Origin of the sequence: Flavobacterium hibisci, from assembly GCF_020026925.1 — a bacterium.
Taxonomy (GTDB): domain Bacteria; phylum Bacteroidota; class Bacteroidia; order Flavobacteriales; family Flavobacteriaceae; genus Flavobacterium; species Flavobacterium hibisci.
In genome coordinates this window covers 24,783-41,092 of sequence record NZ_JAIQDW010000019.1, presented here as the reverse complement: position 1 = coordinate 41,092, position 16,310 = coordinate 24,783, and the positions used below count along the sequence as shown (strand labels likewise).

The window sequence follows — 16,310 nt, the reverse complement described above, 5'->3', positions numbered from 1 at the left end:
TTGCTACCCTCTACTTTTACTCCAGAAAAATAGTAAAACAATGAGCAAAGTAAAAAACAAGGTAACCGTGGTTACAGGAGCATCAAAAGGAATTGGTGCTGAAATAGCATTAGAAATGGCAAAGGAAGGTGCGAAAGTTGTCGTAAATTATTTATCTGATAAAAATGCCGCTGAAACTTTATCGGCAGCCATTATTGAAAACGGAGGTACAGCCATAACCATTCAGGCCGATGTGACCAAAAGCACAGATGTCCAGAGATTATTTGAAGAAACCCACAAAGCTTTCGGAAAAATAGATACGCTGATTAATAATGCCGGAGTGTACAAATTTGAACCTTTGGAAATGATTACCGTAGAAGAATTTCGCCGTCAGTTTGACAGCAATGTTCTGGGAACCATTTTACCGATTCAGGAAGCTTTGAAATACTTTAATGAAAATGGCGGAAGCATAGTTAATATCAGTTCGGTTGCCAGTATAAAAGCCACACCTATGACGGTATTATATTCTGCGACAAAAAGTGCTGTAGATTCTATAACAAGAACATTATCAAAAGAATTAAGCGCAAAAAAAATTCGTGTGAATTCTATTTTGCCGGGACCAACCGAAACTGCTGGTAATCCGGTTTTAGGAACAGAAATGGAGCAATACATTGTAGCCAATACTCCTTTTGGAAGAGTGGGTCAGCCAAAAGACATCTCGAAACTTTCTGTTTTTCTGGCTTCTGATGATGCTTCGTGGATTACAGGACAAAAAATAAGTGTTTCGGGAGGGTTTGATTGATTATTATTTGGAATGTACGCAATGTTTGAAGCTATTCCAGCTGTACACTGTATCTTTTGTGGAGAACCCCGCCACAAAAGGATGCCGTTTCCATCTGGGCTAAGGGTTAGTTTTCATGAAAACCAAAGTACTAGCAAGGAAAGAAGAAATCCCTTAAGATAATATTTTTGTACTATCTAAAGATACAATAAAGCTCGTTGATTGGGAGGCTTTGGTTTTTTAACGTTTAAACGGCGGCAAACTCTATAATTTTATAAAGTCGAGACTTCTGTTATAAATTACTAATTTGTAAAATTTATCTTCCTAGTTAAAAATTATTGTTATGTAAAATTTTTTATTAAGATTTTATCTATATCACATAAATAGTTTTCTCCATCCTGTTTTTTTTCAACTTTCACTTTATAATGGTTATACAGATCAATAATTTCTTTTTTAGTATTTTCTTTGAGACTTGCTATATCCAACATTTTTCCCTTGTTTAAGTCGTTTGGTTCAAACTTTTGTAAACCATTTCCATATTCACGACTATTGTCAGCAAAAATTTGCTTTGCAGTATTTGTCAATAGATAAGCAAAAAGCAAATCTATATCAGTACTTTGGAAGAGAGAATTTTGTTTTGGATAGATACAGTGAAAAGTAGTCAAATTTGAAATATTTGCTTCATTTCTAATAAATCTTAAACCTTTTCTGTTAAATACTGAAACCCAAATGGGTGCCGGAGGTCGATTCTCTATTGAAAACCATGGATTTCTTCTTGAAGTAAGAAATTTCTTATCAATATCTTCGTTTTTCCCTTTTTCTAAGTATTTCAAAACATTGACATCATTAGAATTGATCGCATTCAATAAAAAAACTGTTTTATCATCATCGCGTAATTTTTTATAATCGGAAATATTAAAAAACGCTTTCTGTGAATTTATCGACTTACATATACATGGTAGTAGATATTTCTCATCAATTGAATGTTCTTTTGCTTTTGAAATATTGAAAGTGAAATAATCGTTTGCGCCAGTTGCAATACCTCGCACAACTTTTCCATATAGGGAAAATGGAACAAGGTTTTTGAATTTAATTGAATTTTGTTTCTGATAGTAAGCTTTCCATTTTATTTCAGGATTAAGATCTGAAAATTTAAAAATCTGTTCGGAATTTTTAGAAACAGGATAACTATTTATTAGTTCTTCGATTTTACCCAAGTCTTTAATTGATTGAACATTGCTAAAACAAACTTGAGTAGATTTTTTATCATTTGCACACAAAATGATTGATGCAGTAGTCATAGCATCATCAAAAACATTTTCTTTAAAATCGACAACTATTATATGCCTTAATGTTTTACTTTTTATTAAGTATGACTTAATAAGTTTACCATAATCTGAATTAAGAAATTCCGAAGGAATAATGTATGCAGCTCTTCCGTTTTCGCTTAATTGAAAAATAGACTTTAGAAGGAATAATGTATATAAATTTGTAAAACCATTTAGTTTGCAATTTAAATTTATTTCTATTTCTTTTAATACATTTTTATTATCATAGTCATGAAACTTGAAATAAGGAGGATTGCATATAATTCCATCGTATTTACTATTCCAATCATTAAACATATAATCCTGTAAATGAATTGAAACATTTTTATAATCTTCAAATAAATTTAAAGCTTGGTAAAAAATATGTTCGTCAATATCAAACCCTTTAATTTTAATATTTTTATTTTGACTCAATAAGGCTCTTGCAAATACGCCTAAACCAAAAGCTGGATCCAAAACCGTTTTTAAATTATCATTTCCAAGAATCCATTTTGCCATCAAATTTGCAACAGGAAATGGCGTAAAAAATTGAGCAAATTTTTTACGATGCTTTAATGAAACTGATTTAGAATAATCGCCTTCAATTGCATTACTGATAATATTTTGTTGTGTATCAACCATTAAAATTCTATTTCTTCAATTCCTAAAATTTCTCTTAAATTATCAATATCAAGATAAGCGGTTCCCCCTTTAAAAGTTACATAAAATAAAAGACGACCTCTATCCATTTCCTTTCTAACACTCTGATGTAATGGTTCATCAACTTTTGATGCGATCGGAATTCCTGATTTAGATTTAATTTTAATAGTTGTTTTATTTTGATTTCCTGTATCTTTTTCGACAGAAAATATGGTTCCTTCATTATCACTATTTGAAATGATTTCTAAAATTTGTTCAAATGAAATGCCATATGCTTTATCGAAAAAAACTTGAAAATAAAAATGAGGTACATGAAATGTTTCAATCCATTTATAAACAACTTTAATATCCTCTACCTTTGGAGTTATAGAAAGATAATCTCTTTTCTGAATTTCTTTCAATGCAACTTTCAATTTTGAAAAAAGCGCTTTAACCTCCATTAATCGCTCATTTGAACTCCAGCTTGGAACTCTAAAATCTATTGCGTTTAAAGTTGTAGGAGTAATGCTATTTAAAATTGGAATATATGTACTGCGAACTGGATGATTTTCTAATATGTCAATATATTCAGAAAGGATTAATTCTTTTGTATTTAGTGCAATTTGTGCAAATCTTTCTGTCCTGGCTTGCATTGCTAATTCGTATTGGTCAATTAAAAAAGCACTTGACCTAACTTCAATTCCAGCAATTGCTTTTTTTACATATTCAGTTATTTCAGCGTGTGGCAGTTGGCTAATATTTAATCCTAATGAATCATCAAAATCTTCCTTTTTAAATATCAATAAGTCTGGTCGCTTACCGATAGTATCCAATTCTATTTGGAATTCTTTATAGAATTTATCAAAACCTAATTCACCTGCAACCAAATCATCTGATTTACCATATTTAACTGCAATAAAGTTCTTTGAATTTTCATTAATTGCCCTAGTAATTAAATCTTCAGCCCAATCACCCTGTTCTTTGTTTGTAATAAAATTAGATGTTGCTTGAGTAGGAGAATTTGCTTGCTTTCGAGGTAAAGCAAAATCTACTAGAGTAGTAGGAATATTTCTCGTTAATTCTGTAATTCTATCGTAATAACTCATTATTCTTCTTAAATATTAATCGTCAAATTTAAGGTATTTTTTTGACAAACTAATTTATCTGCATTTTGGCTTTTAATCCAATATTTAGCTAAGTTCATTTTAGCATTTATTTAAAATACCATTTCCGGAATTTCCCCCTCAATTATCAAATCAGCTTCGGTTGAAGTGATGATGTTCTCGACAGAAACTCCTGGCGCACGTTCTAAGAGCTTAAAACCTTTTTCTGTTACTTCGAGAACAGCAAGCTCAGTTACGACCTTTTTAACGCAGCCTACGCCCGTTAATGGTAAAGTACATTTTTTTAGAATTTTTGATTCTCCTGCTTTGTTAACATGCATCATGGCAACGATGATATTTTCGGCGGAAGCCACCAAATCCATAGCACCTCCCATTCCTTTTACCATTTTGCCCGGAATTTTCCAGTTGGCAATGTCACCATTTTCAGAAACCTCCATTGCACCCAAAATTGTCAGATCCACTTTCTGGCTTCGGATCATTCCGAAACTAAAAGCCGAATCAAAGAAACTCGCTCCCGGAAGCGTCGTAATGGTTTGCTTTCCTGCATTGATAATATCGGCATCTTCTTCTCCGGCAAAAGGGAAAGGCCCCATACCCAAAACTCCGTTTTCACTTTGAAACTCTACCGAAATATCCTCACGCACGTAATTCGCTACCAATGTCGGAATCCCGATACCCAGATTGACAAAATAACGGTCTTTAACTTCCTTTGCAATTCGTTTTGCTATATCTTCTTTACTAAGTCCCATAATTTTAATGTGTCAATTTCTAAATGTGCCAATTAGCCAATTTGATAATTAGATAATGTTCTCCACAATCTGGTTAATTATCTAATTGTCCCATCATCTCAATTTCTAAATCTGCCAATTTGATAATTAGATAATTTAAAACACACATAAAGAATTATCTAATTGACAAATTATCTCATTATCTAATTCTTTAGGCGAACAGTACGTTGCTCAATTCTCTTCTCAAACTTTTCGCCCTGAAAAATACGCTGTACCATTATGCCCGGTATATGAATTTGATTCGGATCCAGAGTTCCAACAGGAACTAATTCTTCTACCTCAGCAATCGTAATTTTTGCTGCACCGGCCATACAGGCGTTAAAATTTCTGGCTGTTCCTTTGAAAATCAGGTTTCCGGCTTCATCTCCTTTCCATGCTTTTACAATGGCAAAATCGGCTTTGAAAGCTTCTTCCATAATGTGCATTTTTCCGTTGAATTCACGTACTTCTTTTCCTTCTGCAACTTCGGTACCGTAACCTGCAGGTGTAAAAAAAGCGGGAATTCCAGCCTGAGCGGCACGGCATCTTTCTGCTAAAGTTCCCTGAGGTGTGAGCTCAACTTCTAATTCACCAGAAAGCATCTGACGTTCGAACTCCGCATTTTCACCCACATAAGAGGAAATCATCTTTTTGATTTGTTTCTTCTGAAGAAGCAATCCTAAACCAAAATCGTCAACACCTGCATTATTGGAAATACAGGTTAAATCTGAAATCTGGGTTTTAACTAAGGCTGCAATGGTATTTTCAGGAATTCCGCAAAGACCAAATCCGCCAAACATGATGGTCATTCCGGATTCGATACCTGTTATAGCTTCCTGGACATTGTTTACTTTTTTTGTAATCATAACAAACTGTCTTTATTACTGAGTAGTTTTGATAAAAATAAGATTTTTAGATTAAATTATAACGATTTCGTAAAAATAAATCTACATCCATCAAAAAAATATCCTTTTGTATTTATCTGATTTAAGATATCAACAAAAGGATATTTTTTATATTTTAAAAAAGCTAAAACTATAGTTCGAACTCATCTGTATTTTGTTCTGTCTGAGTCGAGTCTTTTACTACAGCAGCGGGTCTGGTATAGCAATCTACTTTAATGGAAAGATTCGCCGGACGTTCAAATTCTGCTTTTGAAACCTGAAGTGCCGGATCGGCATAACATTTTTTCATAAAGTAAGCCCAAACCGGCAATGCAGCTGTAGCTCCCTGACCATAAGTTAAACTTTTGAAACGGGCTGAACGGTCCTCACAGCCTACCCACACTCCGGTAACCAGATTTGGAACCATTCCCATAAACCATCCATCAGACTGATTTTGTGTTGTACCGGTTTTACCCGCAATAGGATTTGTAAACATATATGGATAACCTGTCCAGCGATTGTCTCCGTTACCTCCGCCCTGCGTACGCAAACGTGCACCCGAACCGGTTTCTGTAACTCCCTGAAGCAACTTGATTACAGCAAACGCTATATCTTTATTTAAAACGTCATGCGATTCTGGAATTGGTTCATAAATAACCTCCCCGCTTTTATTTTCAATACGGCTTAAAAACTGAGGTTTTACATACACACCCTGATTTGCGAATGTACTGTATGCGGCAACCATATCTTCAACAGTAATATCAACAGCTCCTAATGCGATGGAAGGCTGGACCGGAATTTCAGTTTTAACACCTAATTTTCGTGTAAGTTCTACAACAGCTTCCGGACTTGTTCTGTCAATTAATTTTGCAGAAACGGTATTGATTGAAGCTGCTAAAGCTTGTTTTAAAGTAACCATTCCGCGATATCTGTAATCAGAGTTTCTTGGCTCCCAGTCTTCTGTAACATGATGACGCCCTTTACGAATCATAAACGGTCCGTCTAAAATGGAATCACAAGGGGACATATTCAATTGCTCAATAGCTGTCGCATAAACAAACGGTTTAAAAGTAGATCCTACCTGTCTTGCTCCCTGCCCTACGTGATCGTATTGGAAATATTTATAATTGATTCCGCCAACCCATGCTTTAATTGCACCTGTTTGCGGTTCCATCGCCATTAAGCCCGACTGCAAAAAGTGTTTGTAATAACGAATAGAATCCAATGGTGTCATGGTAGTATCGCGCTCTCCTTTCCAGGTAAAGACTCTCATTTTTGTTTTTACCTTGAAAGATGCAATAATATCATCTTCACTCTTATCCATTTCCTTCATTTGAGCCCAACGAACAGAATTCTTCATAGCCTGCATCATGATTCTGTCGGTTTCAGCTTTTGTAATATTTACGAAAGGGGCATTTTTATTGGTCTTCATTTCAATAAAAAACTGCTGTTGCAAATTTTTCATGTGCTCTGCAACCGCCTCTTCGGCATGGGCCTGCATTCTTGAATCTATAGTGGTGTAGATTTTTAAACCATCTTTATAAATATCATAATCAGATCCATCTGGTTTTTTGTTGTCTGCCATCCACTTTTTCATGTAATCACGAAGATATTCCCTAAAATAAGTTGCCATACCCTCACGGTGGCTTTCTAATTTAAATTTCAAAGCTATTGGTAATGCCTTATATTTTTCTTTTTGAGCCTCCGTAATCATTTTGGCTTTCACCATTTGGCCCAATACCACATCACGACGGTTTTTAACTCCTTCAGGATTTCGCAACGGATTGTAAAGAGAGGAATTATTAAACATTCCAACTAAAATTGCTGATTCGTCTATAGTTAAGTCCTTAGGATCTTTAGAAAAATAGGTTTGAGCCGCTGAACTTACCCCAACTGCGTAGTTTCCAAAATCATATACATTACAGTACATCGCCAAAATTTCATTTTTGGTATATTGTCTTTCGAGACGGATAGCAATAATCCATTCTTTTATTTTTTGTACTATTCGAAAAGGCAGAAAACTGGATCCTCCGCGATGAAATAACTGTTTTGCTAATTGTTGCGTAATGGTACTGGCTCCTCCATTGGTCCCCAGAGAAAAAGCAGCACGCAAAGTTCCACGGCCATCAATACCTGAATGCTCATAAAAACGGGCATCTTCGGTAGCTACCAAAGCATCTACCAGATTTTTTGGCAAATCTGAATATTTAAGCTGAGATCTATTGGTTTTAAAGTACTTACCAATTACCACTCCATCTGAAGAAATGATTTCAGTAGCCAGATTAGAATCCGGATTTTCTAAATCTTCAAAAGAAGGCATCGAACCAAAAAGTCCCCATGACGCAAATAGAAAAAAGGCCAAAACACCTAATAATCCATAAGCAAAGATTCTCCAGAATTTTTTTTGATAGTATTTAATATCCTTTGTACTGTTTGTTTGATTGTTTTTTTTAGCAGCCATAACTATTTCTGATCTTTTTGTTCTATTCTAAAACCTACATCTGTAATACCTTCTAATTCCTGAACTCCCGGAATTTTTCCTGATTGTCTTACGGCTTGTTTGATGTGCACTTTGTATTTGCCCCTAAACTTAACATTTTCTCTTAAATACAGTTTGCTTTCTTTAATATCCGAAAAACCATTTCCTAAAAGTGTTCCGTCAGGATTTGCCATTTGATATTCTAATGTATCAACTTTCGTAAATCCGTTTGGCATTTCGATAGCTACAATTAAAAACAAATTACTGAAAGGATAATTGTTGTTGTCGCGCACATTTACAAATAAATCGTATCTTTTTGTGGAGTCTAAAACCGGCAGATCGAAGGTTACAATACTGTCTTTGTGCCAGGCACTTCCAACGGATTTGTACTCATCAAATACTCTTTTTTTATCACATGAAAAAAGAAGTATAGCTGCCAAAAAAAGAATTCCGCTATTTTTTATTCTCATTTTTAGTAATAATTATAGGTTTTCTTGGTTCAGCTGGTTTATTCTCATTTGAACTAGGCTTATTCGCGTTGTTTTTATTCGAATTATGCTTTTTCTTATGATTTTGCTTATTTGGGTTGTTTGGTTTAATCAAATTGTTACCATTGTTCGCATTATTATTTCCGGCAGGTTTCGCGTTATTGGTATTTTTTTCCTGTAGTGGTTTCTGCGGAGCACCAACAGTAGCCGCTTCAGCATTTGGTTTACGTTTGCGGTTTGGCTTTTTCTTCTTTTTAGGCTGGTCAAAACGGGTTAAACTTTCCTGACCCATTGCATTATTGAAGTCTTTTTCAGGTTCTAAAGTTACTTCTATAGCGAAATCTTCCAAAGAAGAAACCTTGTTTTTTTGTTTGTTTTCGGCAATGATTTCTTTTACCTGATCTATTTTCAAAACATGCCAGTTTGCAAAATTATTAGTATAAGCAAACCACATTAATCCTTTAAAAATATCCTGTTTCTGGCAAACTGCATCACCTTTTTCCGTAATCAGTTTAGTATCATAATCCGGAAAATCTTTTAATGCGTCCATGTAAGTATCTAACTCATAGTTTAGACAGCATTTTAGTTTCCCGCATTGTCCTGCTAATTTTTGCGGATTCAATGATAACTGCTGGTAACGAGCCGCCGATGTATTGACACTTCTAAAATCTGTTAACCAGGTCGAACAGCAAAGTTCTCTTCCGCAAGAGCCAATTCCGCCTAAACGAGCTGCTTCCTGACGGAAACCAACTTGTTTCATTTCGACTCTTGTACTGAATTCTTTAGCAAAATCCTTAATCAGCATTCTGAAATCGACACGATCATTTGCGGTGTAGTAAAATGTTGCTTTTGATCCGTCTCCCTGAAATTCAATATCCGAAATTTTCATTTCCAGTTTATGCTGAATTGCCAGTTCACGTGCACGAACTTTCATTGGTTCTTCACGATCACGTGCTACAGACCAGATATCGATATCTTTTTGAGATGCTTTTCTGTAAATTTTAGGTACTTCGTTACTGTCCGGATTTACTCCTTTTTTCTTCATTTGAATTTTTACCAATTCGCCTGTCAATGTAACTATTCCAATATCATGCCCTGGTGATGCTACAGTTGCTACAATATCACCAATACTTAAAGTTAATTTCTCTGTATTTCTAAAAAATTCCTTACGGCCGTTTTTAAAACGAACCTCAACACAATCAAAAATTGCTTCTCCATTAGACGGACTCATGTTCGAAAGCCAGTCAAAAACCGTTAATTTATTGCAGCTGTCGGTGCCGCAAGTCCCATTATTTTTACAACCTTTTGGTGCGCCGCCATCTGAGGTTGAACAACTTGTACATGCCATAATTATATATGTAGTGTTGCAAAAGTGCAACTTAAGTTCATAAACGTTTGATCGGTAAAGATAGTATTTTTTTTAGTTTGCATTTTATGGATTAAAACTAAAGGGTTGTTAAATAAAATATCATTCGTTTTTTATCTTCCGTATTTCATAATCCAGCTGTGAGGTCAGCTTGGGGTTTATGATATTTTTGCTTAAAAATTGTATTCTGCATGTTTTATCGGTTAAAATGTAACTTTTAATTTTTATCCTGAAATATATTTCTGAGTTTTATGTTTTATCTTACAGCATCGTTTGTGAAGTCCATAATTACAAACAAAACCTGAGTTGAAACTAAACTTTAATTTTTTTAAAATATATTCAAATGCAAACACAAAACCAGATTGAAAATTTCCTTTTCCAGGGAAAATTTGACGAGGCCAGAGAATCTTTAAATAACGGAGAAAAATTTAATGAACAATATCTTAAAAACAATTTTTCTCAAATCGCAGCCAAAATAATTGAAGCCAAAGAAATTAATTTTATAGAAAAACTAATAAAAGCCCGCATCATCGAAACTGATATCTACGAGCTGGACAGTTTTGACAAATCAATTTTTGCTCCTTTGTGCCTTTATTTAAAAGATGACGAAGAATCAATCTCTTTTTTTAAAGAATTAATGTCGAAAATGGACAATCTGAATGACGAAATCAGCGATCAGACTTTGCTGGGATATTTCCTTGAAAAAGGTATTTCTCCAAAAATCATTAAAGTTTTAATTGATGATTTCGGCACAAATACCCAATATAAAAACAATGCCGGCGAAAATTTAATCTTCAAAACACTCAATACTTATGGATTAGATGCTGAAAAAGTAAAAGAATACATCAAATTGCTTCTTGAAAGTGGAGTTGACATTAACGAAAAAAACATTGTTGGCGCTACTCCGCTTATAGCTGCGGTTAAAAGAAATAAAAAAGAATTGATTCTATTCTTACTTGAAAATGGTGCGGATCCAAACGAAACAGACAATCAGGACAACACTGCCTTTTATTACGCTGTTGCGGAACAGTTTTCTTATGACATGTACGATGCTTTAGCGTCATTTTCTTCACCTGATTTTAATATTGTGAACAAAGACGGCCGGACATTATTGACTAATTTTATCAGTTCTGTTTCTGGTTCAGAAAGTGATATCAGGTTTTTAGAGAGATTGTTGTCTGATGGCGCTGATGTGAACTTTTGTGCACAATATTACGGGCAGCCCAAATCGGGAATTGATTTTATTGTCGAAAAGAAATCAGACATTCTGAAATCGGTTTTAGAAAATGTTTCTTTGGATGTGAATGAACAAGACAATCATGGAAATACCATTTTGCACAAGGTCTGCGCTTACAACGTTAACTATGATGCAGAAATGGCAAAAGAAACCTACCGAAAAGTAAAATTACTATTAGAACAGGGAGCCGATATTTCGATTACTAATGATAAAGATGAAACTGCCTTAATGCTTGCTTCAGGAGATAATCTGAAAATTAAAACGGTAGAACTTTTGATGAAACAATAAACTTAAAATTCTCATACATGTCAATGTCATTTATAATTGCCTGCGAAAACGGGAACAGAAAAATAGCCGAATTGCTTCTTCAGAATAAAGAAGTAGATGTAAAATATACGGACGAAAAAGGAAGAACTGCAATTCATTATGCCGCTCACAGAGGCTATCTGGATATTGTAAAAATCCTGACCGAAGACGGGGCCGATATTAATTACGAAGACCATCAGGGAGAAACACCTTTGTATTTTGCCTGTCTTCAAAAACAAAAACAAACGGCTTTATATCTTTTAGAAAATGGTGCCGAAATTACCAAAAACGACAAATATGGAAACAGCCTTTTGCATTTAGTCGTTCAGACAGCTCAAATTGAAATTGCAACAAAGTTGCTTGAAGCCGGCATTGATGTTAATTCACTGAACAACAACGGAGAAACGCCGCTATTACTGGCATCTGCAAAATTAAACCGTGAAATTGTCCAATTGCTTTTAGACAAAGGTGCCGATATTAATGTAACAGATAAACAAGGAAATACGCCTTTGCTATACGCTTGTTATACCAAATCAATTCCGATGGTGACCTTGCTTTTGGATAATGGTGCAGCTATAAATCACATGAATCATTCGGGAGAAAATGCGCTTTTAATTGCTTGTTATGAAACGAACCGAATGTTGGCGAAATTATTGGTAGAAAGAGGTGCCGATGTTTTCACTTCAAACAATAACGGATACTCGCCTATTTGGTACGCCTGCGCGAATAATCAAAAGGAGATTGTTTCCTTGTTTTTAGAAAACGGAGTTGATGTTAATTACAGTAAACCTGTCGCTCATGACACTTCTTCAATGAACGATTATCTGGATTGGATTGTCAGTGCGACTACTATTTCGAACGACGCAAGTTTTACGCTAAATAGTTCTTATACGTATGGCGGAGAAAGCCTGCTGCATGTTGCTACCAAAAAAGGCAATTTAAGCATGGTCAAATTATTAGTTGAAGCCGGGGCAAACATCAACATTCAGGACGAATCCGGAAATACGCCTTTGCATTACAGCGCAGCAAACGGAAAAAAAGATGTAGTGAAATATTTATTGGATAACAAAGCAGATGCTACAATTGTAAACGTAAAAGAACAAAAAGCAATTGACTATTCGAACGTAAAAGGTTTCAATGAAATCACAGAACTGATTTTGAAATATGCGCCTTCCGGAACGGTTGTAACGCCAATTCAGAAAGAAGAACCTCAAAAAACCAATTCAGGAAATGTTATGGAAGGAAAGAAAAAAGCATTATTAGATTTAAAAGAACTTCTGGATGCCGGAATTCTGACTTCGGAAGAATTTGAAAGCGAGAAAAGCAAAATATTAAAAGGATAAATAATAAACAGAATTAAAAAATGAAAAGAATCTTAAATACTGCCATCCTATTTTTAGTAGTAATCGCGGGAAGTCTGATTTCTACTTCCTGCAGCAATTTATCACCAGAAAAAACTTTTGATATTGCTGTTTTAAATTCCAATTTATTATCCCGATTTGGCGGTAAAGAAATCAGCAATAAGCTGGAATCTGAGCCTCAGGTTTATGATGAAAGCCAAAAAAAGATGATTCCTTCTTCTTATCAGGATGCTTTTAAATACGACATCTCAAATTTAGAAATTCAATTGAAAAAATTAATGAAATAACAGAAGACGATGATAATAAAGATCTTCTTCAGGCTTCAAAAGATTTATTCTCTTATGTAATCGCAAAACAAAAGGAAGGCTATTTGCCAATTGCTAAAATGAAGGATGAAAAGCGTTCACCAGAACAAATTCAAAAAGCAATAGCTGATTTTGATGCTGCAACTCAAACTGAAGCTGATTCCAAATTTGCCAAACTAATGGCTGTAGGAAAAGCCTATGCCGAAAAGCATCATATTGATGCAAAATTTGGCATTTAATAATCAGCGGAAGATTTAATCTCATCATAAAAACAAAAATTCCTGACATGAGTAAGAAATATTTCTTAGCTATTATAACAATACTCCTGCTTAATGTATTAAACAGCTGTAATAAAGATTCTAAAACGAATAAAAAATCACCGGAAGCAGAAGTTGTCGATTTAAAAGAGATTCCCGAAGTCGAAGAACCTGCTATCGAAATCAAAAAGAATCTTGCTGATTTTGTACCTAAAAATCATGTGCCTTTTGACACCATTTACGGCGATCTGAATAAAGACGGATTAGAAGATTGTGTATTAATTATAAAAGGTACCGATAAAAGTAAAATTATTACACATGAATATCGGGGTAAATTAGATCAAAATCGCAGGGGAATTATGGTGCTTCTAAATAAAAAAAGCGGCTACGAATTAGCGGTTAAAAATTATAATTGCTTCTCCTCTGAAAATGAAGATGGTGGTGTTTATTATGCTCCGGAACTTGACTTTCAAATCGATAAAAACAAGCTATTTATTAATTACAGTCACGGCCGTTACGGGTATTGGTCTTATACATTCAGATTTCAAAATAATGATTTAGAGTTGATTGGTTACGATGGAAGCAGTAATCGCGGACCAATTGTTCTCACTGAGACCAGTATCAATTTCCTGACACGCAAAAAAATCGTAAACCAAAACATCAATGAAAACACTTACGATGAGGATGAAATTTTTGAAAAAAAAGAAACTAAAATCAGTAGAACAAAACTGATTAAGTTGTCTGAAATTGAAGACTTTGATGAACTTGATTTTTCCAGCGAATAAGATGAAAAACCTATTCTGTATCTATACAAAATAGGGTTTGCTTTTAAAGTATAGTATTACGTTTCCTTAACGGTAATAATTTTAACCGGACAAGCTTTTGCTGCCAGTTCACACCTTTCTACAATGGTATGCTTTGGCGATTTTAAAGTAAAAAAACCTTTCGAATTCTGCGAATGAAGTAAAACCGATTTTCCGTCTTTTTTTGACATTTGAAAATGAACCGGATCCATTTCCACACAATAATTACAGCCGATGCATTTGTCTCTTTGTAAAGTGATGATAACCATTATGCTTCAACAATTTTATACAGTTTGTCCGACATTCTGATTCTAAATGGTAATTTAAAAGTACAATCGTCACCTTTTGTTGCTTTTTCTGCCGTAAAATCATTTACAAACATTTCGTCGATAATCATTTCCTGAGCTCCGGTACTTGGTCCGGTTACCAGGATTTTGTCACCAATTTTAATATCATAAGCCTCTATTTTGAATTGCCCAACTCCGGCTTTTGGAAAATAATGTGTTCCTTTTCCAATGTAAACTTTCTTCCGAGTTGCTGCTGAACCTGGGATATTGCTCCATTCTCCCAATTCCTGACCCAGATAATAGCCTGACCAGAAACCACGATTGTAAACTGTATTTAAAGCTTCCATCCAAACTGCGGTTTTCTCTTTCGAAAAAGTACCTTCGTAATAGGCATCGATAGCCTCTCGATAGGTTTTAATAACTGTTGCCACGTATTCGGGTGCTCTTCCTCGTCCTTCAATTTTTAAAACCTGAATTCCGGAATCAATTACCTGATCCAGGAAATCCAAAGTACATAAATCTTTTGGCGACATCATGTATTCGTTATCCAATTCGATTTCGAAACCTGTTTCCTGATCAATAACCGTGTATTTTTTTCGGCAGTTTTGTTTGCACGCACCGCGATTCGCAGAGGAATTATGCGAATGTAAACTCAAATAACATTTTCCAGAAACTGCCATACATAAAGCACCGTGACCAAAGATTTCGATTTCTACCAAATTTCCGTTAGGCCCTTTGATCTGTTCTTTTTCAATTTGTTCTGTGATTTTCTTTACCTGACGCAAACTCAATTCACGACTTAAAACCATTGTATCGGCAAATAGGCTGTAGAATTTAATGGTTTCAATATTGGTTACATTCAATTGCGTTGAAATATGAACTTCCATTCCAATCGATCTTGCCATAGTAATTACAGCCTGATCTGATGCAATTACTGCCGTAATATTCGCCTCTTTGGCTTTATTCAATACTGTTTTTACGACAGATAAATCGTGATCGTAAATAATCGTGTTTAAAGTCAGATAGCTTCGAACGTTTTTGATCTCACAACGATTAGCGATTTCTTTTAAATCTTCAACAGTAAAATTAACCGTCGATCTTGCCCGCATGTTGAGTTGTTCAACGCCAAAATACACAGAATCACAGCCATTATCTAAAGCAGCCTGAAGCGACTCAAAATTTCCTGCAGGAGCCATGAGTTCGATTTTGTTGTTAATTGTCATTTTTGATTTTATTATTCAAATGATGTGTTTTAGAATCATCAAACAATTGACAAAAATAATGTGGGTATAAATTGATTTCTATGATTTATATCATAGTGTATATTTAAAAGATTATTTGCGGGAGTATAGTTTCTTGTTAATATAGTCCACGGTTGAAATCGTGGGTACGCAATGCAAATCCACAACGAAATGCAACAATACGTTTCCCACGGTTGAAACCGTGGGCTATGTTTTTAAAAATTGTGTATTTTTTATTTTTATAGATTAGTTGAATTTTCAAAACCATGTAATTTTACAAATTTGTCAAATTCCTGCTGTCCATTCTTTTTGAGATGATGCTGTTTTTGATTTTTGATATAATTATAAACAGCATCAAGCTGAGATTCGCTTACTGCGAAAGCCGCATAGCCAGTTTGCCATGCAAATTTTTCAGGAATTAAGTTTTCCCTATTTATAGAATGAGAAGAGCCTCCTTTCGCTTGACGAATTACATCAGAAATAGATTTTTTCGGATTCAGTAAAAACAAAACATGTACATGGTCGGGCATTCCATTAATGATTGTAACAGGACAACCCGACTCAATTAATTCATCATGAATATAATTGTGTACCTTTTTTTCTATTGAAAAATCAATTAATTCCTTACGATTTTTGGTTGCCCAAATGGCATGAATCCACAATTTGGAAAAAGAATGCGACATTGTAAACTAGCGTTTA

The 16,310-nt window shown here is 34.6% G+C and carries 16 protein-coding genes; 6 read left to right on the top strand and 10 right to left on the bottom strand.

The window, feature by feature from the left end; all coding sequences use genetic code 11:
- Positions 1 to 40 precede the first annotated feature (40 nt).
- The gene (locus K8B81_RS16905) at positions 41 to 781 is read left to right on the top strand and encodes an SDR family NAD(P)-dependent oxidoreductase (protein WP_223682730.1); all 741 of its coding nucleotides are present in this window, start codon (positions 41 to 43) and stop codon (positions 779 to 781) included.
- A gap of 320 nt (positions 782 to 1,101) precedes the next feature.
- On the opposite strand, the gene K8B81_RS16900 is transcribed toward K8B81_RS16905, so the two are convergent.
- The 7 genes from K8B81_RS16900 to K8B81_RS16870 form a co-directional block, all read right to left on the bottom strand.
- Entirely contained in the window at positions 1,102 to 2,709 is a 1,608-nt protein-coding gene (locus K8B81_RS16900; RefSeq protein ID WP_223682729.1) for an HsdM family class I SAM-dependent methyltransferase, read from the bottom strand.
- Positions 2,709 to 3,812 carry an AccI family restriction endonuclease gene (locus K8B81_RS16895; protein ID WP_223682728.1) on the bottom strand — a complete coding sequence of 368 codons (1,104 nt, stop codon included), beginning with the start codon at positions 3,810 to 3,812 and terminating at the stop codon, positions 2,709 to 2,711. Before K8B81_RS16895 ends, K8B81_RS16900 begins: the two co-directional genes overlap by 1 nt.
- A 110-nt stretch (positions 3,813 to 3,922) precedes the next feature.
- Positions 3,923 to 4,579, bottom strand: a complete 657-nt coding sequence (locus tag K8B81_RS16890) for a CoA transferase subunit B (protein WP_223682727.1) — start codon at positions 4,577 to 4,579, stop codon at positions 3,923 to 3,925.
- 182 nt (positions 4,580 to 4,761) lie between these two features.
- Positions 4,762 to 5,463, bottom strand: a complete 702-nt coding sequence (locus tag K8B81_RS16885) for a CoA transferase subunit A (RefSeq protein ID WP_223682726.1) — start codon at positions 5,461 to 5,463, stop codon at positions 4,762 to 4,764.
- 169 nt (positions 5,464 to 5,632) lie between these two features.
- Positions 5,633 to 7,942, bottom strand: coding sequence for a penicillin-binding protein 1A (locus tag K8B81_RS16880; RefSeq protein WP_223682725.1), 2,310 nt, complete (start codon positions 7,940 to 7,942; stop codon positions 5,633 to 5,635).
- A gap of 2 nt (positions 7,943 to 7,944) precedes the next feature.
- The gene (locus K8B81_RS16875) at positions 7,945 to 8,430 is read right to left on the bottom strand and encodes a gliding motility lipoprotein GldH (protein ID WP_223682724.1); all 486 of its coding nucleotides are present in this window, start codon (positions 8,428 to 8,430) and stop codon (positions 7,945 to 7,947) included.
- Positions 8,414 to 9,796, bottom strand: coding sequence for a PSP1 domain-containing protein (locus tag K8B81_RS16870; protein WP_223682723.1), 1,383 nt, complete (start codon positions 9,794 to 9,796; stop codon positions 8,414 to 8,416). The genes K8B81_RS16875 and K8B81_RS16870 overlap by 17 nt, the downstream gene beginning before the upstream one ends.
- A 361-nt stretch (positions 9,797 to 10,157) precedes the next feature.
- On the opposite strand from K8B81_RS16870, the gene K8B81_RS16865 reads away from it, so the two are divergent.
- The 5 genes from K8B81_RS16865 to K8B81_RS16845 all read left to right on the top strand — a co-directional run bounded on the left by K8B81_RS16865 (position 10,158) and on the right by K8B81_RS16845 (position 14,065).
- A complete protein-coding gene (locus K8B81_RS16865; RefSeq protein ID WP_223682722.1) occupies positions 10,158 to 11,339 on the top strand; it encodes an ankyrin repeat domain-containing protein in 1,182 nt (393 codons plus the stop codon).
- A 17-nt stretch (positions 11,340 to 11,356) separates the two neighbouring features.
- Positions 11,357 to 12,700, top strand: coding sequence for an ankyrin repeat domain-containing protein (locus K8B81_RS16860; RefSeq protein WP_223682721.1), 1,344 nt, complete (start codon positions 11,357 to 11,359; stop codon positions 12,698 to 12,700).
- Between the two features lie 20 nt (positions 12,701 to 12,720).
- Positions 12,721 to 13,005 carry a hypothetical protein gene (locus K8B81_RS16855; RefSeq protein WP_223682720.1) on the top strand — a complete coding sequence of 95 codons (285 nt, stop codon included), beginning with the start codon at positions 12,721 to 12,723 and terminating at the stop codon, positions 13,003 to 13,005.
- An 83-nt stretch (positions 13,006 to 13,088) separates the two neighbouring features.
- Positions 13,089 to 13,262 (top strand): hypothetical protein, encoded by a 174-nt coding sequence (locus K8B81_RS16850; RefSeq protein ID WP_223682719.1) that lies wholly within the window; start codon positions 13,089 to 13,091, stop codon positions 13,260 to 13,262.
- A gap of 47 nt (positions 13,263 to 13,309) precedes the next feature.
- On the top strand, positions 13,310 to 14,065 hold the full coding sequence (locus K8B81_RS16845) for a hypothetical protein (protein ID WP_223682718.1): 756 nt from the start codon (positions 13,310 to 13,312) through the stop codon (positions 14,063 to 14,065).
- A 56-nt stretch (positions 14,066 to 14,121) separates the two neighbouring features.
- On the opposite strand, the gene K8B81_RS16840 is transcribed toward K8B81_RS16845, so the two are convergent.
- The 3 genes from K8B81_RS16840 to tnpA form a co-directional block, all read right to left on the bottom strand.
- On the bottom strand, positions 14,122 to 14,352 hold the full coding sequence (locus tag K8B81_RS16840) for a ferredoxin (RefSeq protein ID WP_223682717.1): 231 nt from the start codon (positions 14,350 to 14,352) through the stop codon (positions 14,122 to 14,124).
- Complete coding sequence (locus K8B81_RS16835) at positions 14,352 to 15,593, bottom strand: peptidase U32 family protein (protein WP_223682716.1); 1,242 nt, start codon at positions 15,591 to 15,593, stop codon at positions 14,352 to 14,354. The genes K8B81_RS16840 and K8B81_RS16835 overlap by 1 nt, the downstream gene beginning before the upstream one ends.
- 257 nt (positions 15,594 to 15,850) lie before the next feature.
- Positions 15,851 to 16,294 (bottom strand): IS200/IS605 family transposase, encoded by a 444-nt coding sequence (gene tnpA, locus K8B81_RS16830; protein ID WP_223682715.1) that lies wholly within the window; start codon positions 16,292 to 16,294, stop codon positions 15,851 to 15,853.
- Between the last annotated feature and the right edge of the window lie 16 nt (positions 16,295 to 16,310).